32 protein-coding genes are annotated in these 24808 nt (G+C 67.9%); 12 read left to right on the top strand and 20 right to left on the bottom strand.

The genetic code is table 11. From position 1 onward, the window contains the following. The first annotated feature begins 2 nt into the window (after positions 1-2). From VHAB30_RS09860 to VHAB30_RS09850, 3 genes are all read left to right on the top strand, one after another. Entirely contained in the window at positions 3-467 is a 465-nt protein-coding gene (locus VHAB30_RS09860) for a hypothetical protein (RefSeq protein WP_159276916.1), read from the top strand. 28 nt (positions 468-495) lie between these two features. Continuing rightward, positions 496-1776 (top strand): amidohydrolase family protein, encoded by a 1281-nt coding sequence (locus VHAB30_RS09855; protein ID WP_159276915.1) that lies wholly within the window; start codon positions 496-498, stop codon positions 1774-1776. A 71-nt stretch (positions 1777-1847) separates the two neighbouring features. Further along, positions 1848-2357, top strand: coding sequence for a DinB family protein (locus VHAB30_RS09850; protein WP_159276914.1), 510 nt, complete (start codon positions 1848-1850; stop codon positions 2355-2357). A gap of 10 nt (positions 2358-2367) precedes the next feature. Here the strand turns inward: VHAB30_RS09850 and VHAB30_RS09845 are convergent, their stop codons facing one another. The 7 genes from VHAB30_RS09845 to VHAB30_RS09815 all read right to left on the bottom strand — a co-directional run bounded on the left by VHAB30_RS09845 (position 2368) and on the right by VHAB30_RS09815 (position 7379). Next, complete coding sequence (locus VHAB30_RS09845; protein ID WP_095745366.1) at positions 2368-2859, bottom strand: RidA family protein; 492 nt, start codon at positions 2857-2859, stop codon at positions 2368-2370. An 86-nt stretch (positions 2860-2945) separates the two neighbouring features. After that, entirely contained in the window at positions 2946-3266 is a 321-nt protein-coding gene (locus VHAB30_RS09840) for a non-heme iron oxygenase ferredoxin subunit (RefSeq protein ID WP_159276913.1), read from the bottom strand. Positions 3267-3282: 16 nt separating this feature from the next. Continuing rightward, positions 3283-4248 (bottom strand): Bug family tripartite tricarboxylate transporter substrate binding protein, encoded by a 966-nt coding sequence (locus tag VHAB30_RS09835; protein ID WP_159276912.1) that lies wholly within the window; start codon positions 4246-4248, stop codon positions 3283-3285. Further along, positions 4245-4613: a chorismate mutase gene (locus tag VHAB30_RS09830; RefSeq protein WP_095948604.1), complete on the bottom strand. Its 369-nt coding sequence runs from the start codon at positions 4611-4613 to the stop codon at positions 4245-4247. The genes VHAB30_RS09835 and VHAB30_RS09830 overlap by 4 nt, the downstream gene beginning before the upstream one ends. A gap of 9 nt (positions 4614-4622) precedes the next feature. Then, complete coding sequence (locus VHAB30_RS09825) at positions 4623-5105, bottom strand: aromatic-ring-hydroxylating dioxygenase subunit beta (RefSeq protein WP_159276911.1); 483 nt, start codon at positions 5103-5105, stop codon at positions 4623-4625. After that, positions 5102-6361, bottom strand: a complete 1260-nt coding sequence (locus tag VHAB30_RS09820) for an aromatic ring-hydroxylating dioxygenase subunit alpha (RefSeq protein WP_159276910.1) — start codon at positions 6359-6361, stop codon at positions 5102-5104. Before VHAB30_RS09820 ends, VHAB30_RS09825 begins: the two co-directional genes overlap by 4 nt. A 28-nt stretch (positions 6362-6389) precedes the next feature. Next, complete coding sequence (locus VHAB30_RS09815) at positions 6390-7379, bottom strand: 2Fe-2S iron-sulfur cluster-binding protein (RefSeq protein WP_159276909.1); 990 nt, start codon at positions 7377-7379, stop codon at positions 6390-6392. Between the two features lie 133 nt (positions 7380-7512). On the opposite strand from VHAB30_RS09815, the gene VHAB30_RS09810 reads away from it, so the two are divergent. Next, positions 7513-8433 carry a LysR family transcriptional regulator gene (locus VHAB30_RS09810; protein ID WP_062477812.1) on the top strand — a complete coding sequence of 307 codons (921 nt, stop codon included), beginning with the start codon at positions 7513-7515 and terminating at the stop codon, positions 8431-8433. Here VHAB30_RS09810 and VHAB30_RS09805 read toward each other — a convergent pair. Then, positions 8430-8885, bottom strand: a complete 456-nt coding sequence (locus VHAB30_RS09805; RefSeq protein WP_235926535.1) for a 2'-5' RNA ligase family protein — start codon at positions 8883-8885, stop codon at positions 8430-8432. The genes VHAB30_RS09810 and VHAB30_RS09805 overlap by 4 nt on opposite strands. 335 nt (positions 8886-9220) lie before the next feature. On the opposite strand from VHAB30_RS09805, the gene VHAB30_RS09800 reads away from it, so the two are divergent. Beyond that, positions 9221-9835 carry a porin family protein gene (locus VHAB30_RS09800; protein ID WP_159276907.1) on the top strand — a complete coding sequence of 205 codons (615 nt, stop codon included), beginning with the start codon at positions 9221-9223 and terminating at the stop codon, positions 9833-9835. Here VHAB30_RS09800 and argE read toward each other — a convergent pair. From argE to guaB, 9 genes are all read right to left on the bottom strand, one after another. After that, positions 9832-10938 carry an acetylornithine deacetylase gene (gene argE, locus VHAB30_RS09795; protein WP_159276906.1) on the bottom strand — a complete coding sequence of 369 codons (1107 nt, stop codon included), beginning with the start codon at positions 10936-10938 and terminating at the stop codon, positions 9832-9834. The genes VHAB30_RS09800 and argE overlap by 4 nt on opposite strands. 4 nt (positions 10939-10942) lie before the next feature. After that, positions 10943-11866 carry a DMT family transporter gene (locus VHAB30_RS09790; protein WP_159276905.1) on the bottom strand — a complete coding sequence of 308 codons (924 nt, stop codon included), beginning with the start codon at positions 11864-11866 and terminating at the stop codon, positions 10943-10945. 2 nt (positions 11867-11868) lie between these two features. After that, positions 11869-12588, bottom strand: a complete 720-nt coding sequence (locus tag VHAB30_RS09785) for an alanyl-tRNA editing protein (RefSeq protein ID WP_159276904.1) — start codon at positions 12586-12588, stop codon at positions 11869-11871. Positions 12589-12665: 77 nt separating this feature from the next. Continuing rightward, entirely contained in the window at positions 12666-13496 is an 831-nt protein-coding gene (locus VHAB30_RS09780) for a helix-turn-helix transcriptional regulator (protein WP_308789334.1), read from the bottom strand. 184 nt (positions 13497-13680) lie between these two features. Further along, positions 13681-14475 (bottom strand): restriction endonuclease, encoded by a 795-nt coding sequence (locus VHAB30_RS09775; protein ID WP_159276902.1) that lies wholly within the window; start codon positions 14473-14475, stop codon positions 13681-13683. A 448-nt stretch (positions 14476-14923) separates the two neighbouring features. Further along, on the bottom strand, positions 14924-16543 hold the full coding sequence (gene guaA, locus VHAB30_RS09770) for a glutamine-hydrolyzing GMP synthase (protein ID WP_159276901.1): 1620 nt from the start codon (positions 16541-16543) through the stop codon (positions 14924-14926). 11 nt (positions 16544-16554) lie between these two features. After that, positions 16555-16989 carry a type II toxin-antitoxin system VapC family toxin gene (locus tag VHAB30_RS09765; RefSeq protein ID WP_174250218.1) on the bottom strand — a complete coding sequence of 145 codons (435 nt, stop codon included), beginning with the start codon at positions 16987-16989 and terminating at the stop codon, positions 16555-16557. Next, positions 16986-17234, bottom strand: a complete 249-nt coding sequence (locus tag VHAB30_RS09760; protein WP_159276899.1) for a type II toxin-antitoxin system Phd/YefM family antitoxin — start codon at positions 17232-17234, stop codon at positions 16986-16988. The genes VHAB30_RS09765 and VHAB30_RS09760 overlap by 4 nt, the downstream gene beginning before the upstream one ends. A 77-nt stretch (positions 17235-17311) precedes the next feature. Further along, complete coding sequence (gene guaB / locus VHAB30_RS09755; protein ID WP_062477841.1) at positions 17312-18781, bottom strand: IMP dehydrogenase; 1470 nt, start codon at positions 18779-18781, stop codon at positions 17312-17314. A gap of 128 nt (positions 18782-18909) precedes the next feature. Between guaB and VHAB30_RS09750 the strand changes: the two genes are divergently transcribed. After that, complete coding sequence (locus VHAB30_RS09750; protein WP_095948612.1) at positions 18910-19428, top strand: DUF4124 domain-containing protein; 519 nt, start codon at positions 18910-18912, stop codon at positions 19426-19428. Between the two features lie 15 nt (positions 19429-19443). Here VHAB30_RS09750 and VHAB30_RS09745 read toward each other — a convergent pair whose 3' ends face one another. Together VHAB30_RS09745 and VHAB30_RS09740 are read right to left on the bottom strand one after the other, a co-directional pair. Further along, positions 19444-19791, bottom strand: coding sequence for an RnfH family protein (locus VHAB30_RS09745; protein WP_159276897.1), 348 nt, complete (start codon positions 19789-19791; stop codon positions 19444-19446). After that, on the bottom strand, positions 19791-20237 hold the full coding sequence (locus VHAB30_RS09740; RefSeq protein WP_062477851.1) for a type II toxin-antitoxin system RatA family toxin: 447 nt from the start codon (positions 20235-20237) through the stop codon (positions 19791-19793). Before VHAB30_RS09740 ends, VHAB30_RS09745 begins: the two co-directional genes overlap by 1 nt. 62 nt (positions 20238-20299) lie before the next feature. Here VHAB30_RS09740 and smpB point away from each other — a divergent pair, with 62 nt between their 5' ends. The 6 genes from smpB to VHAB30_RS09710 all read left to right on the top strand — a co-directional run bounded on the left by smpB (position 20300) and on the right by VHAB30_RS09710 (position 23873). After that, the gene (gene smpB, locus VHAB30_RS09735; RefSeq protein WP_062477854.1) at positions 20300-20776 is read left to right on the top strand and encodes an SsrA-binding protein SmpB; all 477 of its coding nucleotides are present in this window, start codon (positions 20300-20302) and stop codon (positions 20774-20776) included. Positions 20777-20871: 95 nt separating this feature from the next. Continuing rightward, positions 20872-21252: a COG4315 family predicted lipoprotein gene (locus VHAB30_RS09730; protein WP_159276896.1), complete on the top strand. Its 381-nt coding sequence runs from the start codon at positions 20872-20874 to the stop codon at positions 21250-21252. Positions 21253-21276: 24 nt separating this feature from the next. Continuing rightward, positions 21277-21783, top strand: a complete 507-nt coding sequence (locus VHAB30_RS09725) for an RNA polymerase sigma factor (RefSeq protein WP_159276894.1) — start codon at positions 21277-21279, stop codon at positions 21781-21783. A gap of 15 nt (positions 21784-21798) precedes the next feature. Then, entirely contained in the window at positions 21799-22623 is an 825-nt protein-coding gene (locus VHAB30_RS09720) for an anti-sigma factor family protein (RefSeq protein WP_159276892.1), read from the top strand. A 77-nt stretch (positions 22624-22700) separates the two neighbouring features. Further along, the gene (locus tag VHAB30_RS09715) at positions 22701-23096 is read left to right on the top strand and encodes a COG4315 family predicted lipoprotein (RefSeq protein ID WP_062479812.1); all 396 of its coding nucleotides are present in this window, start codon (positions 22701-22703) and stop codon (positions 23094-23096) included. A 99-nt stretch (positions 23097-23195) separates the two neighbouring features. Further along, on the top strand, positions 23196-23873 hold the full coding sequence (locus VHAB30_RS09710) for a hypothetical protein (protein WP_159276890.1): 678 nt from the start codon (positions 23196-23198) through the stop codon (positions 23871-23873). A gap of 13 nt (positions 23874-23886) precedes the next feature. On the opposite strand, the gene VHAB30_RS09705 is transcribed toward VHAB30_RS09710, so the two are convergent. Continuing rightward, the gene (locus VHAB30_RS09705) at positions 23887-24804 is read right to left on the bottom strand and encodes a DMT family transporter (RefSeq protein WP_159276888.1); all 918 of its coding nucleotides are present in this window, start codon (positions 24802-24804) and stop codon (positions 23887-23889) included. Between the last annotated feature and the right edge of the window lie 4 nt (positions 24805-24808).

The following is a 24808-nucleotide window of genomic DNA, read 5'->3' as shown; positions in this document are numbered from 1 at the left end:
CGATGACGCGGCCCCGCCTCCGTCGCCTGCTGGCCACCGCGCTGCTCGCCCTGGCCGGCAATGGCGCTCATGCATTGGGTGCCGACTACGGCCCCGAGCGCTTCGCCACCCACGACGCCGTCACCTGGGTGCAGACCTGCGGCACCTGGGGCCCCGACCACCACGGCACCTACCGCGTGATCCACGCCGAAGCCTTCGCGCAGTCGTTCCTCTACGTGCAGTGGATGGCGCGCGGCGAGGCCGACCGCAGCTACAGCCTGTACGCCGTGCACACGACCGCCATCGCCGAGCTCGACAACGACCATGCGGAAATCTCCCTGAGCGAACTCACCTGCCGCGCCACGCCGCGCGGCATCGTGGTGACGGCCAAGGCCGACTCGGGCCACGACGACAAGCTGCGCCGCGTGACCATCGAGGTCGGGCCGGCCGCAGGGCAATACCGCTTCCGCGCGCAGCGCACGCGCTGAGCGCCCTTCGAAAAAAGACACCCCACCGATGCTCGACCTCCTCATCACCAACGCCACCCTCCCCGACGGCCGCACCGGCATGTCGGTCGCCGTGCAGGACGGCCGCATCGCCGAGGTCACGCCCGGCCTCGCCGCGCCCGCGCACGAGACGCTCGACGCCCAGGGCCTGCTGCTCGCGCCGCATTTCGTCGACCCGCATTTCCACATGGACGCCACGCTGAGCTACGGCCAGCCGCGCGTCAACCAGAGCGGCACGCTGCTCGAGGGCATCGCGCTGTGGGGCGAGCTCAAGCCGCTGCTCACGGCCGATGCGCTCATCGAACGCGCGCTCGCGTACTGCGACTGGGCCGTGGCCAAGGGCCTGCTGGCGATCCGCTCGCACGTGGACACCAGCGACCCCAGCCTGCTCGCGGTCGATGCGCTGCTCGACGTGAAGCGCCAGGTGGCGCCCTACATCGACCTGCAGCTGGTGGCCTTTCCACAAGACGGCGTGCTGCGCTCGCCGGGCGGCGTCGACAACCTCACGCGCGCGCTCGACAAGGGCGTGGACGTGGTCGGCGGCATTCCGCATTTCGAGCGCACCATGGCCGACGGCGCGGCCAGCGTGAAGCTGCTGTGCGAGCTGGCCGCCGAGCGCGGCAAGCTGGTCGACATGCACTGCGACGAGTCGGACGACCCGCTCTCGCGCCACATCGAGACCCTGGCCGCCGAGACGCTGCGCCTGGGCCTGCAAGGCCGCGTGACGGGCTCGCACTGCACCTCGATGCACTCGATGGACAACTACTACGTGAGCAAGCTGCTGCCGCTGATCGCCGAGAGCGGCGTGAGCGTGGTGTCGAATCCGCTCATCAACATCACGCTGCAGGGCCGCCATGACAGCTACCCCAAGCGCCGCGGCATGACGCGCGTGCCCGAGCTGCTGGCGGCCGGCGTGAACGTCGCCTTCGGCCACGACTGCGTGATGGACCCGTGGTACAGCATGGGCTCGGGCGACATGCTCGAGGTGGCCCACATGGGCCTGCACGTGGCGCAGATGACCGGCCAGGCCGGCATCCACCAGTGCTTCGAGGCCGTGACCACGCGCGCGGCGCGCGTGATGCACCTGGACGGCTACGGCCTGGAAGCCGGCTGCGACGCCAGCTTCGTGCTGCTGCAGGCGCGCGACCCGGTCGAGGCCATCCGCCTGCGCGCAACGCGGCTCAAGGTGTTCCGCAAGGGCCGGCTGCTGGCCGAGACGCCCGCGGCCACCGCCGCGCTGCACCTGCCGGGGCGCGGCGACCGCACGCGCTGGATGCTCGGCGAGCGCTGATCTGGCTGCGGCTGGACAGGCGACGCGCCTGCCGCGAACATCCGGGTTCCCCGATGACAAGGACACCCGACATGAGCGCCCCACCCCTGCTGCGCACGCTGTTCCAGTACCACGCGTGGGCCAACGACGAGCTGCTGGACCGCATGGCCAGCCTCGACCCCGTGCAGCACGCCGACGCCCGGCATGCCGCGATCCGCGTGGTCAACCATGCGCATGTGGTGAACCGGATCTTCGCGGGCCACCTCACGGGTACGCCGCACGGTTTCACCGACGACAACACGCCCGAAACGCCCACGCTGGCCGACCTGCGCGCGGCCGTGGCCGAGTCCGACCGCTGGTACCTCGCCTACCTGGACACGCTCACGCCGGCGCAGCTGACCGAGCCGCTGCCCTTCGTGTTCACCGACGGTGACAAGGGCCGCATGACGCGCGAAGAAATGCTGGCCCACGTCGTGACGCACAACGGCTACCACCGGGGCGAAGCCGGCCGGCTGCTGGCGCAATGCGCGGTGCGCCCGCCGCGCGACACGCTGGCGGTGCACCTGCACCGCAGCGAACCCGCGCGCCGCGAACGCGGCTGACGCGGCAGGCTCAGGCCGCGTCAATCGTCGAGACAGTCATCTCGACCTCGACTGTCGCGTTCTTCGGCAGCGCATAGACGCCGACCGCCGTGCGCACATGCACGCCGGCTTCGCCGAACACGCGGTGCAGCAGGTCGGACGCGGCATCGGCCACCTCGCTTTGCTGCGTGAAGTCGGCCGTGCACTGCACGAACACGCCCACGCGCAGCACCTTCTCGACCGCATCGAGCGAACCGAGTGCACGCCGAAGCAGCGCGAGGCTGCGCAGCGCGCAGATCTGGGCGCCTTCGCGCGCGGTGTCGAGCGACACCGCATCGCCCACGCGGCCGGTGACGACCACCGTGGTGCCCACGCGCGGCACCTGGCCGCTGAGATAAACGGTGCGGCCGTCGCGCACCAGCGGCACGTAGTGGCCGCCGGCCAGGATCTCGCCGTCGAAGCGGTGGCCCAGCTCGGCGGCGATGAGGTCGGCGATCTGGTCGCGGCTGTGTGGTTCTGTCATCGGAAGTCCAGGAAAACGGGCCTCGATTGTCGCCAACCGGTCGGGTGCGAACCGATACAGATCACGCTGGCCGCAGGCAGAACAGTTCAACCTTCGAATGCCAGGAACACCCGCCCGCCTTCGATCTTCACCGGGTAGATGCGCAGGTCTTCGGTGAGCGGCGCGCACATCGCCTTGCCGCTGCGCACGTCGAAGCGGCCCTGGTGCAGCGGGCATTCGATCTCGTGGCCTTCCAGGAAACCGTCGCACAGCCGCGCATGGCCGTGCGTGCAGATGTTGTCGGTGGCGTGGATGCCGTCGTCGGTGCCGTACAGCGCGATGTCGCGCCCCTGCACCTCGATGCCGACCACGTCGTCGGCGGGAACGTCGTCGACCGCCGCGGCGTCGATCCAGATCATCGTGCTCATCGTGTGCTCCCTTTTCTCAATCGGGCTTGAGGCCGGCGCGGTCGATCACCGGCTTCCAGCGGCGCAGCTCCTCGTCCATGAACTTCGACAGGCCTTCGGGCGTGCTGCCCACCGGGTCGAAGTACGCGGTCTGCAGGCGCTTGACCGTGTCGGGGTCTTTCAGCGCCGACGCGATCTCGCGGCTCATGCGCTGCACCACGTCGTTCGGCGTGCCCTTGGGCGCCATGTAGGCGAACCATGGCACGGCCTGGATGTCGGGCAGGCCCGACTCACGCAACGTCGGCAGGTCGGGCAGCAATGCCGAACGCTCGGCCGAGGTGACGGCCAGCGCCTTCAGGCGCCCGGCTTTGGCCTGCGGCATCACGGTGACCGGCGGCAGGCAGGCGTACTGCACGTCGCCCTGCACGATGGCCGTCACGGCCTGGCCCGACGAGGCGTACGGAATGTGCACCGCGAACGACTGCGTCTTCGCCTTGATGAGCTCCACGCCCAGGTGCGAGATCGAGCCGTTGCCGGTCGAGGCGAAGTTGAACTTGCCGGGGTTCTTCTTCATCGCCGCCAGCCAGCCCTTGACCGAATCGACGCCCATCGAATTCGAGACCGCGCAGACGTTCGGCGTGGTCGCGGCCAGCGACACCGGCACGAGGTCCTTGAACGGGTCGTACGGCAGGTTCTTGTAGAGGATGGTGTTGTAGACCAGCGGCGCGTTCACCGACAGCAGGAAGGTGTAGCCGTCGGGCTGCGCCTTCGAGACCGAATCGGTGCCGCTGTTGCCGCCCGCGCCGGGCTTGTTCTCGACGATGAGCGGCTGGCCGATGCGCGCCGCGAGCTTGTCGTTGACGATGCGCGCCAGGATGTCGGGCGACGAGCCCGCCGCGAAGGGCACCACGATGCGCACGGGGCGCTGCGGCCAGTCCTGCGCATGGGCGGCCGCGGCCAGGGCCACGGCGGTGAAGGCGACGAAGAGGCGTGCGCGCGTCATGGCTGCACCTCCACGTCGACCATGCCCAGATGGTCCTGCTGCTCGCGCGCGATGAAGCCCGCGATGAGCGCGCGGTAGGCGGCCTCGACCACCTCGGGGTAGGCGCCCTCCTTCTCGGCGAGCGCCTTCACCTTGTCGATCACTTCCTGCTGGCGCTGCGGCGCCGACACCTGGAAGGCGTCGCGCTTGAAGCGCGCGGCGTCCTTCACGTAGCGGCCGCGCTCGGCCAGCAGCGCGACGATCTGGCGGTCGAGCCGGTCGATGTTCTCTCGCACTTCAGCGAGGTTGGCGCACAGCGGCACGTAGGCCGGGTCGGTGAAGCGGCGCAACGGGGCACCGTGGGTCTCTGGTTCTTTTTCTGGCATGGCTGCGTTTCAGATGGGGTAAATGATGGAGTTCGGGATCATTTCGCTGTCGAACACACACAGGCGCGACGCGAACTTCAAGCCCTCGGGCGTGGGCACGACCTTGTCGATGTAGCGCCCGACATTGAACACGGTCGAGGGCCCGTCGAGCTTGGTGCGGAACACCGCGTAGTTGGCCTCGCTGTGGATGGTGCCGTCGTCGTCGACGCGGTGCACCATCGGCAGGCCCACCACGTGGCGCTGGTAGTACGGGTCGTGGAACAGCGTCTCCTTGATGCCGTAGACGCGGTCTTCGAGCATGCCCCGGCTTTCGAACGAGAGCGTGGCCAGCGGCAGGCCGCGTTCGTGGTTCTCGCGCGGCTGCAGGCGGTAGCTGCACTGCTCGGTGAAGAACGCGGGCCACAGGTCCCAGTCGCCCGAATCGACGGCGTGCGCGTAGGCCGCATACAGGCGCGACAGGTCGAGGTAGGTGGCGGTGTCGAGCGTGCTCATGCGGCCTCCATCACTTCACGCCAGTAGCGGTACATGCCGCGGATCAGCGTCTCGGTCACCATGTGGTCGGTGTTCTCGACCTCGCGCCCGCCGAGTTCGGCCAGCGTGCGGTGGTAGGGCTTCTGCTCGAAGCCTTCCTGCGAGAACTCGATCACCTCGCCGTCGTCGGCCGACACGAAGCCCGCCGGCCCGAACAGGTTGGCCTGGCGCAGGCGGCGCTGCGTCATCTCGGGCGTGTCGTCCTCGAAGCCGAAATGCGTCCAGACGAAATCGAAGGCGTCGTGGCCCACGGGCTGGATGTGGCGCGTCGACACGCTGTTGACCTGCTGCTGCAGGATGAGGCTGGGGAACAGCGTCATCATCACCGCCGTCGGCCCGCCCCACCAGGGCTCGGGCACGATGTCCAGAAAGCGCGGGTCTTTCAGCTGCATGCTTTCCTTGAAGCTCGACACCTGCGTCACCTGCGCGGCCTTGCCGGCGCTGCCGCGCGTGGAGATCATGGCGGCGTGGCGCCCGCGCGCGTCCATCTTCAGCTCCGACTTGTTGTCGGCGCGCCAGAGCCCGAAGGTCACGAACCAGGTGTGCAGCAGGCCCGGGTGGTACGGGTCCTTGATGTTCTCCTGCATGAGCTTCCAGTTGCCCGGAATGCGCTGGCGGCTGTAGCCCAGGATGGTGAGCTTGCGGCCGTCGAACAGGCGGTCGAAGTAATGGAGGATGTCGGGGCCGAGGAAATCTTCGAACGATTCGATGTCGTGGTCGAACGACGCGAACACCACGCCGCCGCGCGACGCGACCTTGAGCTTGTTCAGGCCGTGGTCTTCGGTCTTGAAATCGGCCGGCATGCCACCGTGCACCTTGCCATCCTGCTTCACGCCACGGCGGAACGGCACGCCCTGCAGGTCGCCCTTGAGCGTGTAGTTCCACTGGTGGTAGGGGCAGACGAACTCTTTCTTGTTGCCATGGCGCTCGCGGCAGAACTGCATGCCGCGGTGGGCGCAGACGTTCTCGAACACGTGGATGGCGCCTTCTTCGTCGCGCGACAGGATGACCGAGCGCTCGCCGATGGCGGTGCGCTTGAAGTCGCCCGGGTTCGGGATCTCGGCCTCCAGGCCGACATAGCACCAGTGCTTGTCGTAGAAGAAGCGCTGCAACTCCTTCTTGTGCAGCGCCTCGTCGGTGTAGGCCATGAAGGGAATGCGGCTGGTCTTGTCGCTCTCCCAGTGCAGTTCGATGGGGAAGACGGCTGGCGTGGTCATCGGGTCTCCTTTTCTCTTGTTCGGTTCTTCAGGTGCCTTGCAGGTAGAAGGCATCGGCATGCGTCTGCTCGGGCGCCAGGCCGTGCGCCTGCACCAGCCGGCTCGCGGCCTCCACCATCGGCGGCGAGCCGCACAAGTAGGCGCGCCAGCCGTCGAGCCTCGCGGGCAGGTCGGCGCGGATCGCGTCGGTGATGAGGCCCAGCCGCTGGCCGTCGCGCGCGGGGCCGGCGACCACCACGACGTGCACCTTCAGGCCGGGGTGCTGCGCCTGCAGCTCGTGCAGTTCGGGCAGGCCGTACACGTCGGCGTCGGAACGCACGCCGAGGTAGAGATGGATCGGCTGCGTCAGCCCCGCCGCGACCGCGCCGCGCACGATCGACAGGATGGGCGCGAGCCCCGTGCCGCCCGCCGCGCAGAGCATCGGCCCGCGGTGCTTGGTGCGCAGGTAGGCGGTGCCCAGCGGGCCGCTCACGCGCACCGTGTCGCCCACGCGCAGCTGCTCGAAGATGTGGGCCGTGACGCGCCCGCCCGGCACGCGGCGCACATGGAATTCGAGCTCCGCGTCGCGGCTCAGCCCGGCCATCGAGTACGGCCGTGCCAACTCGGGGCCGAACTGCAGCTGCGCGTACTGTCCCGGCGAGAACGCCAGCGGCTTGTTGGGCTTGAGGCGCAGGCGGCGGATGTCGTGCGTGAGCACGTCGATGCCCGTGACCGTCGCCTTGAGCACGCGCGCCGGGTGCACCACCACCTCGTCGGGCTCGGGAATCTCGATGGTGCAGCTTTCGGTCAGCGTGCTCTGGCAGGCCAGCACGTAGCGCTCGCCCTGCCCGTCGGGCCGGATCGCGTCCTGGCCGCCGTCGAGCAGCTGACCCGACACCACCTTGCAGCGGCAGGTGCCGCAGCGTCCCGACATGCAGCTGTACGACACCGGCACCTGGTGCTCGCGCAGCACCTCGAGCAGGTTCGCGCCGGGGCGGACCTCGAGGGTGCGGGCAAGGGGGTGAATGTGCAGGTCCATCGTCGGGCTCTCTTTTTCTGGCGCCGGCGGCAGGACCGGCTTGTCTCTGGGCACGGATGATGCGCGGCCTCTTCCGATTGACCAATAGAATCTGGTGAATCGGCTGTATCACCGGCATGAATAAAGGTGCGCCATGCAACTCAAGGACATCGACCTCAACCTGCTGCTGGTGTTCGACCGCATGCTGGCCGAGAAGCGCGTGTCGGCCGTGGCCGAGTCGCTGGGCCTGTCGCAGCCCGCCATCAGCAACGCGCTGGCGCGCCTGCGCAAGCTGCTGGGCGACGAGCTTTTCTTGCGCACCGCGCGCGGCATGGAGCCCACGCCCTTCGCGCTGCAGCTGGCCGAGCCGGTGGCCTACGCCATGGGCGCGCTGCACACGGCACTCAACCAGCAGGTGGTGTTCGACCCCGCCACGAGCACGCGCAGCTTCACGCTCGCCATGACCGACATCGGCGAGATCTACTTCACGCCGCGCCTCATGGAAACGCTCTCGGCCGCCGCGCCGGGCGTGACCATCAGCACGCTGCGCAACAACACCGCGACCCACCTGCGCGACGACCTGGAGGCCGGCCATGTCGACATCGCCATCGGCCTGCTGCCGCAGCTCAAGTCGGGCGTGTTCCAGCGCCGGCTGTTCCTGCAGCGTTATGTGTGCCTGTTCGCGGGCACGCACCCGCTGGCGCGCAAGCGCAGCGTGTCACTGAAGGACTTCAGCGCAGCGGACCACGTGCAGGTGCAGGCCGCCGGCACGGGCCACGGCAAGGCCGACGACGTGATGGCGGCGCAGGGCATCCAGCGCCGCATCCGGCTCAAGGTGCCGCACTTCGTGGCCATCGGCCACATCCTGCAGTCGAGCGAAATGATCGCGACCGTGCCCGAGCGGCTGGCGCGCAGCATCGCCGAGCCCTTCGGCCTGGTGTGGCGACCGCACCCGGTGGCGCTGCCGCAGATCGCGATCAACCTGTTCTGGCACGCGAAGGTGCACCGCGACCCGGGCAACCAGTGGCTGCGCGGGCTGCTGTTCGATACCTTTGCGGATCAGGACGGCGCTTAGACCTCGGCGGGCCAGCGGCCCAGCACCTCGTGCACGCCCTCGCCCACGTGGCTGTCGATGAGCACCAGTGAGTGGGCGGCCCACCGCGCGGGCGCTTCGAGCGCGTGCTTTTCGAGCTTGCGCCGCGCATAGGCGACGGTCATGTGCGGCGTGAACGCGCGCGCGGGCTTCAGGCCGACATCGGCCAGCGCCTCGCCCAGGCGCTGCCTGAACGCGCGCAACGCCGCAACGTTGGCCTCGTCGTCGGCGCACAGCACCAGCGCGCCCTTGGCGTAGCTCATGGATTTTTCGAAGACGACATCGAGCGCCGGCACGGACACCGCGGCGGCGGCGGTCGATGCCTGGGCCACCTTGTCGGCGGGCACCTGGTCGTGGTTGCCGAGGTCGAACAGCGTGACGTGCAGGCGCTGCGCCTCCACCACTGTGCCCTTCAGGGCGTGTTGGGAGTTCATGCGTGCGCCGAGCGCGGCGATGGTTTCGGCGTCTTGCGGGGTGGGAAGCAGTGCGAAGAAAAGCGAGTGCGGCAGCGGCGCCTTGCGAGGGGCCTGGGTGCCGCGAGGCCGCGGCAGGGGCCGCGGCGGGGGATCGATTCCGGGAAGAAGAAGCTGAGCTGACATGTGTCGATCATCGCCCATGGCAGGGGCCCTTCATGAGGCCTTCAGCAAACGCGAAGCTCGTCTTCAGCTTGGTTTTTGAGAATCGTCGGACGGTGGCGGCAAGGCGAACAACGACACGCCGCCCATCCACGCATTCATTCAATCAATCGATCAACCAACAGGATCTCATCTTGACGAAAACACAAGCCCGCCTCGCACTCGCAGCCCTCTGGCTCGGCACCGCCTCCGTCGGCGCCTTCGCCGCCGGTCTCGACAAGGACACCGGGCTGTATGTCGGCGGCGCCATCGGCCGCTCCAGCTACAGCCTGTCGTCCTCGAAAAACGCCCCCGTGCCCGTGCCATGGGGCGGCAAGAAGGCCGACAAGAGCGGCACGTCGTACAAGCTGTATGGCGGCTACCGCCTGACCGAACACTTCGGCGTGGAAGCCGGCTACGCCCGCCTGGGCAGCGTGAGCCAATGGAGCTCGGCCTACCGCGGCTCCCGGCTGCAGACCGGCACCGGCCAGGTCTTCTACGCCGCCGCCACCGCCCGCATGCCGCTGGGCGACGCCTTCGCCCTCAACGGGCGCCTGGGCGTGGCACGCGGACGCATCTCCGGCGACAACAACTGGGCCCCGGCCAACCAACGCCTCTCGGGCACCAGCACGGGCCTGATGGTCGGTGTCGGCGCCGAGTACCGCATGACGCAGAACCTCGCGATCACGGCCGACTACGACTATTTCGGCAAGCTGTCGAAGCAGGCCAAGGGCGGGATGTTCACGGTGGGGTTGAAGGCGAACTTCTAAGCGGTCGCCGCCCAGGCGCCGACGCCGGTCAGGAAATGGTCGGCGGCGCGCAGTTCGCTCGCGGCAATCCACTCGTTGGGCTGGTGGGCCTGCGCGATCGCGCCGGGCCCGCACACCAGCGACGGGATGCCCGCCTGCTGGAAGAACCCAGCCTCGGTGCCGAACGGGATCTCGCCCGGAGGCCACAGTGCGCCCCAGCGCCTGGCGGTCTGCGCGGCGGCGCCCTCACCTTTTTGTGCGCAGAGCGCCGGCACGCCGGCCAACTGCGTGATCTCGACGGCCACTTCGGGCGAAACGCCCGCGAGCAGCCTCACCAACGCCCCCTTCACCATTGCCGTGCTGGCCGCATCCGTCGGCCGGAACTCCCACGTCACCTCGCAGCAGCCGGGGACGATGTTGATCGCCGTCCCGCCGTGGATGCAGCCGACGTTGAATGTCGTGCGGTTGCCTTGCGCGCGCAGCGTGTGCCCGAAGCGCGCGAGTTGAGCGATCAGTTGCGCGGCCGGCTCGATCGCGCTCACGCCCAGGGTCGGATCGCCGGAATGGACCGGCCGCCCGCTGAAGGTGATGCGGTGGCCGAAGAAGCCGCGGTGGGCCAGCCCCACGCGCATCTGCGTCGGCTCTCCGATGACGGCCAGTGCCGGGGCCTGCACGTGGGCACGCAGCGCAGCGACCAGACGCGGCACGCCGAAACAACCGACCTCTTCGTCATACGACAGCGCAAGGTGAATGGGACGCCGCAGTTCGAGCCCGCGCCACGAAGGCACTGCTGCGAGGCAGGCCGCGATGAAGCCCTTCATGTCGGCGGAGCCCCGCCCGTGCCAGCGGCCCTCGCGGTCGACGAGCGTGAAGGGGTCCGAATCCCAGGCCTGTCCGTCGACCGGCACCACGTCGGTGTGGCCGGACAGCACGATGCCGCCCGCCACGTCGGGGCCGAGGGTCGCCAGCAGGTTGGCCTTCTGGCCGTCGTCGCTGGGGATCAGCCGCGCCTGGACACCGTGCGCCGCCAGGTAATCGGCCACCCAGTGGATGAGGCCGAGGTTGGAGCGGTGCGAGGTCGTGTCGAATCCGACCAGGGTGCGCAGCAATTCGACGGTGTTCATCGGCTCAGACCGCGACCTTCGCGCGCCTCGCTGGCTGGAAGGTCGTGACGAAGAAGCCGAGCAGGATCAACGCGATGCCCGTGATGTGGAAGCCGCGCACGGGCTCGCGCAGCACGAGAAATGCCAGCAGCGCCGTGAACAGCGCGACAAGATGGAACGACACGCCCGTCACCGTCGCGCCCAAGGTCGCGACGCAGCGGCTCCACAGGATGAAGGCGAACAGCGACGCGAAGAGACCGATGTAGAGCACCGCGCCCACCGAGGCCGCATCGATCGGAATGCGCGCGCCGCGTGCGAGCTCAACCACCCAGAACGGCATCAGCACCACCAGCCCGGCAGCCATGGTTGCGGCCAGGAACACCAGCGGACTGAGCGCGGCCGGCTTGCGCCGCAGCAGCACCGAGTACACGGCGTAGTTGGCCACGGCCAGCAGCACCAGCAACTCGCCGCCGCCCAGCCGCAACGCCAGCAGGTGCGCCAGTTCGCCGCGCGCCACGATCCAGGTCACGCCGAGGAACGAGATGCCGATGCCGAGCAAGGCCTTCCACGTGACGCGCTCGACACCGAGCACCACGGCGGCGAGCGGCACCATCAGCGGCAGCGTCGAGTTGAGGAACGCAACGCTGGTGGCGGGCACCGTCTGCAAGGCCAGGTAGCCGAGCGCGTTGTAGCCGGCGATGCCGAAGGCGCCGCAGGCCGCGATCAGCCGCCAGTGCCGTGCAAGCAGCCCGCGCTCGCGCCACGCCTGCGCGCCGACGAACGGTGCCAGCACCGCCAGCGCCACGACCCAACGCCCCACCGCGAGCGACACGGGCGGAAAGACCGGCCCGAGCGCACGCCCCAGCACGAGGTTGCCGGCCCAGAAGGCCGGCGGCAGCCACAGCAGCCACACCGGATGCGCCCAGAGCGCCAGCAGCGACCGGCGCATGCCTAGAGCCCCTGCAGCCCGATGCGCACGCGACGGTTGGAGCGGCCCTTGTTCTCGATCTTGAGAATCCGCACCGGCCGCGAGGCGCCGGTGGACGCGAGGTGCGTGCCGCCGCAGGCCTGCCGGTCGAGTCCGGCGATCTCGACGATGCGGACCAGCCCCTCGGCCGAAGGCGGTGGCGCCACCGAGCGGGAGCGCAGCAGCCCCTGCTCACCATGGGCGGCGGTGACCGACACGTAGTGCGTCTGCACCGCGAGGTCCTGCGCGATCACGTCGTTCAGCTCGGGCTCGAGGGCCCGCAGGCGGTCGTTGTCGCCGCCGGGCAGATCGAAGTCGATGCGCGCAGTGCCGTCGTCGTTCATCTGCACGCCCGTGACCAGCGCGCCGTCGAAGTCACGGAAGACCAGCGCGTTGAGCACGTGCAGGTCGGTGTGCAGTTCGCGCATGCATTGCCGGAAGACCGGGTCGACCTCGGCCTGGACGTCGCCGGTGATCTCGATGCGATCGGGCAGCTGGACCCAGACGAGGCCGCCCTCTTCGGAAAAACCGATGACGGGCACCTCGCCGCCCTGCCAGCGGACGACGCCGCGGTCCGGCAGCTGCCCGCCCCCGCCGGGATAGAACGGATGCTGCGACAGCCGCACGGCACCGGGCCGCGATTGAAGAACCTGGGCGTCCAGCCGCAGGATGTCGGCATGTTCCTGGCAGAAGATTCGTGTCATGGGTGGCCTTGCTGATGGGTTTCAGCATGGCAGGACGACTCGAAACGCTATTGGTTGAAATTGCGCCCGCGACCCAATCAGTTCGTCCGGGCGCGCACGTACTGCAGCGGCGTCATGCCGAAGGTGCGCTTGAAGTGCTTGTTCAGCGCGCTCTGGTCGTAGAAGCCTGACGCCAACGCGGCCTCGGCCACAGGCTGGCCCGCATCGAGCTGCCGCAGCGCGGCCCGCAGGCGCAGCTGCGTCAGGTAGGTGTGCGGGGTCAGCCCGAGCGTGCGGTGGAAGGCACCGATCAGCTGGAAGGTCGTCAGGTCGGCGGCCTGCGCCATTTGTTCGAGCGTCAGGCGTTCGGCATGACCCTCGCGCATCAGCTCGAGCACTGGCGCGAGCACGCGCGCCTCCGAGGGCGCGACCGGCACGCGGGGTCCGGTCTGCCCGTGCGCGGCGAACAGCGCACCGAAGCTGCGCGCGAGCAGTTCCTGATGCAGCAGCGCGTCGGGTTCGCCGTCGAGGGCCCGGTGCAGCGCCAGGAAACGTGCGATGAGATCCGGGTCGCGAAAGACGTTCGATGTGAAGTGCCGAGGCTGGTCGATGCCCAGCGACGTCAACACGCCCTGGATGCCCTGCCCCGCCAGGTAGAACGACCGGTAGCGCCAGCGCGGGCTGCCGGCCATGCGACCCGAGTGCGGCTCCCCGGGGTTGAAGACGAGCAGCGCCTGCGTGTGGGCCACGTCGGTGCGACCCCGGCTCCTGAACTCCGAGCCGCCCACTTCCGTGACCGCGACCACGAGGGAGTCGTGCACGTGCGGGGCGTAGTCGTGCGTCGTGAAGTCGGCATGGAGCATGTCCATGCCCGGCACGCCGGGTGCGTGCCAATACCGCGAGCTGTTGCGAGGATCGGAGCGGGCCAACGGGCGTCCTTTCGCGCGAAAGGCGGCTGCATTCCGAGCCGCCGCATCAGGTGCGATTAGATCGCAAGCGGTGTGCCAGCGCGTGCCTAGGTGCACGTCAGATGAGCTCCATGCACGCGGCGCGATCGATAAATCGAGAGGCGTACCAACCTGCCACCTACGCCCCTAGCGAAACACCCAATCTCTACAGCGTGTTGAGGTGATAGTGGTCATGTCCATGGAACGTCAATGGCCTCGCTCGAGTGATATTGCAGTCCTCCGGTCCCGGCCGGTGCTTTAGCTGGGCATAGCCAAGCATGTCGAAGAAGCGATTCGCATCAACGAGCTCGATCGGCATGACCGCTTGCGTGCTACGTTGAGCCGCTTCGCACGCACCGCGACCAAAGCGCGATGCGCATACATACACGCCCCGCGTATAGCCGCCCAACCCCAAGGCCCCTAGAAAGGCCCGGATTTGCTCCACATCCACCGCATCCCTGCGCCGCTTGACTTGAACTCCGCCCCTGGCGCCTGAACCATCCTCCAGTATCACGTCGACCCCACCATCGTTCGAATAGGCGGTCGCATATGCCTGGTACCCGAGATCGCCGAAAACGCTGGCCACGGTCAACTCGAACAGACGCGGGTGCATTGACGCACGCGCCTCGAACTTTCGCATCAGGTAGCGCCGCACCTGTTGCAGGGGCAGGCCGATGTCGTCGAGCGCCAGCTCTTCCAGGGCGGGGGCTGAAGCCAGCGTCACAGCCCAGTGCTGCCAATGCATTGCTGGCAGAACCGCGCGATCCTCCGCAATCCACCAGCCGCAAGCAGGACAGACATGCAGACACACCTTCCTCTCCACGATATCCCCCCGAAGGATTACGTGAGGATGCCCTAGAGGAGGGCCATTGAAGTAGGGATTCTGAATCTCGAGATCGTGGACGGCCGAGAAATCCTTGTAAGCGACATCCCATAGGTCCAGGTCATAGTGGTCATCCATCTGAGCAGCGCAGTAGCTGCAATGAACCGGGTCCTCCTCCTCAACGTTCCAGCGCCAGAAGGGAAGATCGCACCCGGACTCACTCGAAGAAATTTCCGATGGGACATGTCGCCTTGGTTGATTCATACATGGCCTCCGTTCATCCTGTACCTCGCGAGGAGGGTGAGGCGGAAAACCCGACCTATACGGCATCATCAACAGCGGTGACCTGTACGCAGGAGTCCGCCGTCACCACTAGATCGCAGAACCGCGCGTCGCCAGCTTTTTGAAACCAAATCCTGCGTCTGGAAAGCATGCAGCATGCGACCAGTCAATGCAATCGCGTCTCCCGCCGCGCAGCGCCGCATGCCACCCAACGATCTCGTCTGCTCGTGATGGGCCTAAAAACACAAGCGTTCTTAGCCCAACAGCTTTCGAAGATTTTTCTAGAGTGAGCGATACCCCGGCATCACTCCCACTCGATCGTCGCCGGCGGCTTGCTCGACACGTCGTAGGTCACGCGGTTGATGCCGCGCACCTCGTTGATGATGCGGCCCGACACCTTCTTGAGCAGCGCATACGGCAACTCGGCCCAGTCGGCGGTCATGAAGTCGCTGGTCTGCACGGCGCGCAGCGCGACGACGTAGTCGTAGGTGCGGCCGTCGCCCATCACGCCCACGCTCTTCACGGGCAGGAACACGGTGAAAGCCTGGCTCGTGAGGTCGTACCAGGTCTTGCCAGTCTCGGCGTCGGTGAAGTTGCGCAGCTCCTCGATGAAGATCGCGTCGGCGCGGCGCAGCAGGTCGGCGTATTCCTTCTTCACTTCGCCCAGGATGCGCACGCCCAGGCCGGGGCCGGGGAACGGATGGCGGTAGACCATCTCGGGCGGCAAGCCGAGGGCCACGCCAAGTTCGCGCACTTCGTCCTTGAACAGGTCGCGCAGCGGCTCGAGCAGCTTCAGGCCGAGCTGCTCGGGCAAGCCGCCCACGTTGTGGTGGCTCTTGATGGTGACGGCCTTCTTGCTCTTGGCACCGCCCGACTCGATGACGTCGGGGTAGATCGTGCCCTGCGCCAGGAAGGTCGCGCCCTTGTGGCCGCCGTCGCCGGCCTTGAGTTTGGCGGCTTCCTGCTTGAACACGGTGACGAACTCGCCGCCGATGATCTTGCGCTTGGCTTCGGGGTCGCTCACGCCGGCAAGCTTGCCCAGGAACAGGTCGCTGGCATCGACGCGAATGACCTTCGCGTGCAGCTTGCCTTCGAACATTTCCATGACCATGTCGCCTTCGTTCAGGCGCAGCAGGCCGTGGTCGACGAACACGCAGGTGAGCTGGTCGCCGATGGCGCGGTGGATGAGCGCGGCGGCCACGCTCGAATCGACACCGCCCGACAGGCCCAGGATGACTTCTTCGTCGCCCACCTGTTCGCGGATCTTTTCCACCGCTTCTGCGATGTGGTCGCGCATGACCCAGTCGGGCTTGGCTTCGCAGATGCCGAGCACGAAGCGGTCGATGATGGCCTTGCCCTGCACGGTGTGCGTGACTTCGGGGTGGAACTGCAGCGCGTAGTAGCGGCGCGCCTCGTCGGCCATGCCGGCGATGGGGCAGCTGTCGGTGCTGGCCATGAGCTTGAAGCCCGGCGGCAGCTCGGTGACCTTGTCGCCGTGGCTCATCCACACGTTGAGCATGCCGAAGCCCTCGGGCGTGGTGAAGTCGGCAATGTCCTTCAGCAGCGCGGTGTGGCCATGGGCGCGCACGGCGGCGAAGCCGAACTCGCGCTTGTGGCCGCCTTCGACCTTGCCGCCGAGCTGGTGCGCCATGGTCTGCATGCCGTAGCAGATGCCGAGCACCGGAATGCCGAGGTCGAACACGGCTTGCGGGCACTTGTCGGTGGTCTCTTCGTACACGCTGGCGTGGCTGCCCGAGAGGATCACGCCCTTGAGGTGGCCGTCGGCCGCGTACTCGCGTACCCACTCGTCGGTGACGTCGCAGGGATGCACTTCGCTGAGCACGTGCGCTTCGCGCACGCGGCGTGCGATGAGCTGGGTGACTTGCGAGCCGAAGTCGAGGATGAGGATCTTGTCGTGTTGCATGGCGAAAGGACTCAGAGCGTTGAAATGTCGAACAGCTTGACGCCCGCGTGCGGCGCCGCCTGGATGAGGTGCTCGTCGAAGGTGGCGAGCGGAAGGTTGAGCGATTTGGCGAGCCAGAGGTAGCCCGCATCGTAGAGCGAGACGCCCACGTCGATGGCCACGGCGAGCACAGCCTTGTGCTGGGCCGGCGCGAGGTCGTGCAGCTCCACGCGGTGGCGGATGGCGTCGAGCACGCTCCACAGGCCCTCGACGGCCGATGCCGGGATGCGGCCGCTGCGCACGCCGTTGGCGAGGATGTTGGCGCACTCCCACTGCCAGGCGTTGGGCGCCTGCGGCTCGACCTCGTCGCGGCGGATGGCGGCGTAGAGCCTGCGGGTGTGTTCGCTGGCCTGGTCGGGCAGCAGCCAGGCGGCGGTGACGGAGGCGTCCATGACGAAGGCGGTCATGGCTGGCGCCCTTTGTTCAGAAGTTCGCGGGTCGTGGGGCCGGGCTGGATGGTGGCGTGCAGCGCGTCGATCTGCCCGAGCTCGCGGGCGATCTGCTCGTCGGTGATGACGGGCTTGCGGCGCACCGGCAGCATGCGCACGACTTCCTTGCCGTGGCGGGTGATGCGAACCTCCTCGCCCGTTTCGACCAGGTCGATCAGGGCCGAGAAGTTGTTCTTGGCTTCAGCGATGCCGATGGATTGCATTTGGGCCAGAAAATTTGAATCTGGCCCAAATTTTAAGCCGAGTCTGGCCTGACTTTCAATGTCTGGCCAGATTGGGCTTACTCGGCGCGGTAGTTCGGGGCTTCCTTCGTGATCTGCACGTCGTGGACGTGGCTCTCACGGATGCCGGCCGTGGTGATCTCGACGAACTCGGCCTTGTTCTGCATGTCCTCGATGGTCGCGCAGCCGCAGTAGCCCATGCTGGCCCGCACGCCGCCGGCCATCTGGTAGACGATGGAGACGATCGAGCCCTTGTAGGGCACGCGGCCTTCGATGCCTTCGGGCACGAGCTTGTCGGTGTTGGGGTTGCCGGTGGTCGATTCCTGGAAGTACCGATCGGCACTGCCCTGCTGCATCGCACCGATGGAGCCCATGCCGCGGTAGCTCTTGTAGCTGCGGCCCTGGTACAGCACGATTTCGCCCGGTGCCTCTTCGGTGCCGGCGAACATGCTGCCCATCATCACGGTGCTCGCGCCGGCGGCAATCGCCTTGGCGATGTCGCCCGAGTAGCGCACGCCGCCGTCGGAGATCAGCGGAATGCCCGTGCCCTGCAGCGCGGTGGCGACGCTGTCGACCGCCATGATCTGCGGCACGCCCACGCCGGCCACGATGCGGGTGGTGCAGATGGAGCCCGGGCCGATGCCGACCTTGACGGCGTCGGCGCCGGCGTCGGCCAGTGCACGCGCGGCGTCGCCGGTGGCGATGTTGCCGCCGATGACGTCGACCTGCGGATAGTTCTTCTTGACCCAGCGCACGCGCTCGATCACGCCGGCGCTGTGACCGTGGGCGGTGTCGACCACGATGGCGTCGACGCCGGCCTTCACCAGGGCTTCGACGCGCTCTTCCGTGCCGTCACCCACGCCGACTGCCGCGCCCACGCGCAGGCGGCCGTTGGCATCGCGTGCGGCATTGGGGAAGCTGGTCTGCTTGGTGATGTCCTTGACGGTGATGAGGCCCTTGAGCTCCCAGTCGCCGTTGATGACGAGCAGGCGCTCAAGCTTGTGCTTGTTCAGCAGCGCCTTGGCTTCGGCCAGCGTGGTGCCGTCGGGCACCGTGATGAGCCGGTCGCGCTGCGTCATGATTTCGCTGACGGGCACGTCGTAGCGGTTCTCGAAGCGCAGGTCGCGCCCCGTGACGATGCCGACGACCTTGCCGCCGTCGATCACCGGGAAACCCGAGATGCCGAGCTGGTCGGACAGTGCCATCACCTGGCGCACGGAGTGCGTCGGCGTGATCACCACCGGGTCGCGCAACACGCCCGACTCGTAGCGCTTGACGCGGGCCACTTCGGCGGCCTGTTGCTGCGCGGTGAGGTTCTTGTGCACGATGCCGATGCCACCCTCCTGCGCGATGGCGATCGCGAGGCGGGCTTCGGTCACGGTGTCCATGGCCGCCGAGACGAGCGGCAGGTTCAGCGTGATGTTGCGGGAGAACTTGGTGGCGAGAGACGTGTCCTTGGGCAGGACTTGGGAGAATGCTGGCACCAACAACACGTCGTCGAAGGTGAGCGCTTTGCCGAGAAGGCGCATGGGTGAGGCTCCAAAAGACGGATTGTAACGAGGCCCTCGCCCGCTTCGCCGGCGCGGGTTCTTTTTGACCGTTGCAAAACCGCCTATTCCGTATGTTGCAAAAAGTAAGGCCCAGCTAAACTCCGCGCATGAATCTCCTGCATTGGCTGGTACTGGGTTGCGCGTGCGCGCTGCCGCTCTCGGCGAGCGCGCAATGGCAATGGGTCGACAACAGCGGCAAGAAGGTCTTCAGCGACCAGCCGCCGCCCACCGACATCCCCGAAAAGAACATCCTGCGACGCGCCGGCCCCTCGCCGTCGGCCCGTGCGCCCGCCCCGGTCACGCCGGCCCCCGAGGGAAGCAGCGAGACGGCCGCAGCCCCCAAGGCCGCGCCGCCACCCAAGCCCACGGGCGTGGACAAGGAACTCGAGGAAAAGACCAAGAAGGCCGAGGCTGAGCAGAAGGCCAAGGAAGCGGCTGAAGCGGCCAAGATCGCCAAGGCCAAGGCCGAGAGCTGCGCCCGCGCACGCGAAGGCAAGGCCACGATCGACAGTGGCATCCGCCTCGCCAAGGTCAACGCCAAGGGCGAGCGCGAAATCATGGACGACGCTGCGCGCGCAGCCGAGCAGAAGCGGGTTCAGTCGGTCATCGACAGCGACTGCAAGTAAGCCCGCGACGGCCGCTCAGTAGCCGTCCTTGCCGCCCTTGCGCTTGTTCGCAAACAGGCCCGTGCCGCGGGCGCCCTGGCGCTGGAAGCGTTCACGGCGCGCCACCTTCGGATCGACCGTGAGCGGCCGGCACAGCTCGATGCGGTCGCCGTCCTTCAACGGCTGCTCCCACGCCACCGCCCGGCCCCAGATACCCGGCGTCATGGCATGTCGCCAGTCCAGGTCGGGAAAGCGCTGCATGAGCTCGCTGGCCTTCACCGCCTCGGCCACCACTGTGCCGGGCGCGAGCTGCAGGACCTGCTCGAACACCTCGCGCGCCGCCGGCGAACAGCTCAGCGTGACCTCGATACGGCTGTCGGCCATCAGCCTTCGCCGTAGACCTGTTCGGCGCGCTTGACGAAGGCTTCGACCAGGCTGGATGCGATGGTGTCGAACACCGGCCCCACCAGGGCCTGCAGCGCGAAGTTGCTGAAGCCGTAGCTCATCTGCAGCTCGACGCGGCAGGCACGTTCGCCCTGCTCGCCCACGGGGTGGAATTTCCAGGTGCCGTCGAGGTTGGAGAACGGCCCGTCGACCAGCTTCAGTTGCACCTCGCGGCCCGCGATGTGCGTGTTGCGGGTGGTGAAACTCTGGTGCAACCCGGCGAAGGCCAGGCCGACTTCGGCGGTCATGCCGCCTTCGTCCTGCTCGATGACGCGCGACTTATCGCACCAGGGCAGGAACTGCGGGTACTTCGCCACATCGGTGACGAGCGCGTACATTTCTTCGGCGCTGTACCAGATGAGGACGGACTTGTGGACTGTTTTCATAGAATCGGCACAGCGTGCGCGACGGATTGTATTGAAGCCATGCGCCCCCAACTTCTCGAGCCATGGCCACCAAGAAACAAGACACCTCCTCCCGCATCGCCGACAACAAGAAGGCCGCCTACAACTATTTCTTCGAAGAACGCTTCGAGGCCGGCATGGTCCTCGAGGGCTGGGAAGTCAAGTCGCTGCGCGAAGGCAAGGTGCAGCTGACCGACGGCTACGTGGTGATCCGCGACGGCGAGCTGTTCGTGGTCGGCTGCCAGATCAACCCGCTCAAGAGCGCCTCGACGCACGTCAATCCTGATTCGGTCCGCACCAAGAAGTTGCTGCTGCACAAGGAAGAGATCAAGCGCCTCGTCGGCAAGGTCGAGCAAAAGGGCTACACGCTGGTGCCGCTGAACCTGCACTGGAAGGCCGGCAAGGTGAAGTGCGAGATCGCGCTCGCCAAGGGCAAGGCCGAGCACGACAAGCGCGACACCATCAAGGACCGCGAAGGCAAGCGCGAAGTCGAGCGCGCGATGAAGAGCCGCAACCGCTGATTTTTCTTTTTTTGGGCGGCATGGAATAAAACGCGCTCTGCGGGCGTTTGTGCGGTGTCATCGATCCTCGATGCCATCAACCCAGGAGTCTTTCCATGTCGCCTCTTCGCATGTCTTCCGTCGGCATCGCCGCCGCCCTGCTCGGCAGCCTGCTCGCCCTCCCCGCGTTCGCCCAGCCCAAGGCCGCCGATGGCGCGCTGGTCGGTGCGAACGGCATGACGCTCTACACCTTCGACAAGGACACGGCCGGCAGCGGCAAGTCGGCCTGCAACGGCGGCTGTGCCACCAACTGGCCGCCCTTCATGGCGGCCGACAGCGACAAGCCGAGCGGCGACTTCACCATCGTCACGCGCGACGACGGCAAGAAGCAATGGGCCGCCAAGGGCTGGCCGCTGTATTACTGGGTGAAGGACACCAAGCCGGGCGACAAGACCGGCGACGGCGTCAACGGCACCTGGAAAACCGCCAAGCCCTGAGACGGACAGGCTCCCGGCCTACCCATGGACGCCCGCCTGCTGGTCGAGCACATCCCGAGCCTGCGCCGCTATGCGCGCGCGCTCACGGGCAATGCCTGGGCAGCCGACGACCTGGTGCAGGACACGCTCGAGCGCGCCTGCGGCAAGTGGCGGCTCTGGGTGGTGGGCACCGACCTGCGCGCCTGGCTCTTCACGGTCATGCACAACCTCTTCGCCAGCCAGGTGCGCCGCCGGCCGCCACCGCATGCGCTCGTGCCGCTGGACGACGTGGCGCCCGAGCAGTTGCAAGGTGGCGCCGATCCGGGCCTTGGCCTCGACCTGCAGCGCTGCCTGATGCAACTGCCCGAGGAGCAACGCGCCGTGCTGCTGCTGGTGACGCTCGAAGACCTGTCCTACGCCGAGGTGGCGAAGGTGCTCGGCATCCCGATCGGCACCGTGATGTCGCGCCTCTCGCGCGCCCGCCTTCGCCTGCAGGAGCTGATGGACGGCGCCGCCGCGTCCAGCCGCCCCGGCCTGCGCCGCCTCAAGTGACGTGAAGCACCCGCCATGAACCGCCCCACCCTGCCCCCCACCGACGACGAGCTGCACGCCTGGGTCGACGGCCAGTTGCCGCCCGAACGCCGCGAGGCGGTCGAGGATGCGCTGGCGCGCGATCCGGCCGTGGCCGCCCGCGTGGCGGCCTGGCATGCCCAGCGCGACGCCTTGCGCCGGCTGCACGGCGGCCTGCTCGACGAACCCGTGCCCGCGCCGCTGATGGGCGTGCTCGAACGGCGCCGTGCCGAGGCCGGTCGCTCGGCCCCCTGGCTGCGCTGGGGCGGCATGGCCGCCGGCCTGCTGGTCGCCTTCGCGGCCGGCTGGCTCGGCAATGCCCAGTGGTCGAGCGCGCCGCGCGCGGCCGGTGCCTCCTTGGCACGCGCACCGGCCGTGCGCGAGTTCGTGCGCGACGCCTCGGTGGCCCACGTCGTCTACACCCCCGAGAAACGGCACCCCGTCGAAGTGGCCGCCGCCGAGCAGCAGCACCTGGTGCAGTGGCTGTCCAAGCGCCTCGACCACCCGCTCAAGGTGCCCGATCTGTCCTCGCTCGGCTACACGCTGGTCGGCGGACGCCTGCTGCCCGGCGAAACCGGCGCGCGCGCCCAGTTCATGTTTGAGGACGCGGCGGGTGAACGCATCACGCTGTACATCGGCACGCTCGACGCGCAGGCCGCGGACGCCGCTGCCTCGCGCGAAACCGCCTTCCGTTTTGCTTCGGACGGCGCCGTGCCGAGCTTCTACTGGATCGACCGGGGTTTCGGCTACGCCGTGGCCGGTCGCCTGCCGCGCGATGCGCTACTGAGACTCGCGACCCTGGCCTACCGCGAGTTATCGTAGCGACGGCATAAACTGCCGGTTCGCGCATTCACCTGGCTTGTTTTCGCGATTGATTTTTCAACTGAAGGAGAAACTGCATGAAATTGCTCAGCGCCTCGATCCTCGCAGCGGCTTTGCTCGCCGGCTGCGGCGGCATGTCCACCAAGACCGCTGGAGCGCCCGACACGCCCACCCGCACCGCCGACGGCGTGCTGGTCGGCCCGAACGGCATGACGCTCTACACCTTCGCCCGCGACACCGCGAATGCCGGTACCTCCGCCTGCAACGGCCAATGCGCCACCAACTGGCCGCCGCTCGCCGTGGCCGACGCCGCCAAGCCCATGGGCGGCTACACCATCATCGTGCGTGAAGACGGCAAGAAGCAGTGGGCCTACAAGGGCTGGCCGCTGTACTACTGGGCCAAGGACACCAAGGCCGGCGACAAGACCGGTGACGGCGTGGCCAACGGTGCCTGGAAGGTTGCCCGTCCCTGATGCCGCTGATGTGATGGCGTCGGCCTGACCGGCGCCGCCACCCACGAAAGCCTCGGCATCCGCCGGGGCTTTTTTCATGGTGCACGGCAGAATGGCCCGATGACTTTTGCCGACACCACCCCGGATGCCTTCCACGCGCTTGTGTCCCATGGCCTCATCACCGACGCGCAGCACGATGCCGCGCTCGCACACCCCGAGGCCGCCGCCCTGCCACCGATTCCCGGCCCCGCGCATGCGCTGGCCTGGATGCGCCTCAAGAATCTGATCGCCGAGGAAGAACTGGATGCGGCTGTGGAACGCCTCGAAGCCGCCTCGCCGGCCGTCGCCGCGTTCACCGAAGCGGAAGACATCGCCTACGACGCGGACGACCTGCTGGACCTCGGCAAGACCGGCATCACGCACGAGGCCGTGGCCGCGCTGTTCAACGAAGGACTGATCGACACCGAGACCCGCGACCTGGCGCTGCGTGCCGCGCCTCTGACCGGCGCGCCCGCCGCCCTGGGCCCCACACTGGGCTGGCTGGTGACCGATGGCCTGCTCGACACGGAACCGTTCGAAGCGCTCCGCGCCCGTGTTGCCGCCGAGCCGGCCTTTGCGACGGCAGCCGACCATCGGCGCATCCTCGACGAAGCCCAGGCGATCGTCGCCGCCGACGAGCAGGAGACGGCCGACATGCTCAAAGAGTTCGCGCGCAGCCAGCAAGCCAGCTGGCGCAACTTCGGAATGATCGTGGTGGCCGTCGTGATCGTGATCGGCTGGTACCTCTTCGGCCGCTGAGGGCGGCGAAAGGTCAGTGGGCGCCGGGCAGCGCGCTGTCCGCCAGCGTGGTGCGGCGCCCGCGCAGCGCGAGCAGCTCGTTGAACACCAGCGCCCCGATCACGAGCACGCCGCCGGTCAGCACGCTGGCCGCAGGCGTCTCCCCGGCGCCGAGCCAGGCCAGCGCGATGCCGAAGATCACCTCGAGCAGCGCCAGCAACGCCACCTCGGGCGCCTTGAGCACCTGCGCGCACAACACTGAGAGCACGCAGGGAATCGCCAGCTGAAAGACACCCAGGAAGGCCAACAGGCCCAGGTCATGCAGGCCAGCGCGGAACGGCCAGGCCAGCGGCAAGGTGACGAGCGCACAGAGGGCTGCGCCGATTAGCACCGCGGGCACGAGATCGACCTCCTGCCCCTTGGCGTGCGCATGCTGGACCACGGTCCATTGCGTCGCGCCCGCCAGCGGCACGCACAGCGCCACCAGCGTGCCGACGAGCGACCCACCGCCGCCGCCCAGCAGCTGCGTGCCGTACATCCAGCCGATGCCCAGCCCGGCAACCACGATGGCCGCCCAGGTGCGCGCGGGCAGCTTGTGTCCGATGAAGAGGCGCGCGGCCAGTGCAGTGAAGAGCGGCCCGAGCGCCATTGTGACCAGCACGCTCGCTGTGGAGGTGAGGGTCAGCGCCACCATGAAGGCCGTGAACATCACGGCCCAGCAGACGCCCGAGATCCAGAGCGAGTGCCCGCCGCGGCGCAGCTGCGAGAACACCGCCCGCCCCCGCCAAAGCGGCAAGATCACCAGCAGCGCCAGCATCGTGAAGAGGCTGCGCCAGAAGGTGATCTCGAAACTGTGCGCTTGCGCCAGGTGCCGCGTGACAACGCCCGCCGTGCCCCACATGAGGGTCACGGCGACCATCAGCCCGACGGCTGCGCCATGCGTGAGGCGCATGAAG

This window comes from Variovorax boronicumulans (genome assembly GCF_009811375.1).
GTDB classification, from domain to species: Bacteria; Pseudomonadota; Gammaproteobacteria; order Burkholderiales; family Burkholderiaceae_C; genus Variovorax; species Variovorax boronicumulans.
This window is presented reverse-complemented; position numbering and strand designations above follow the sequence as displayed.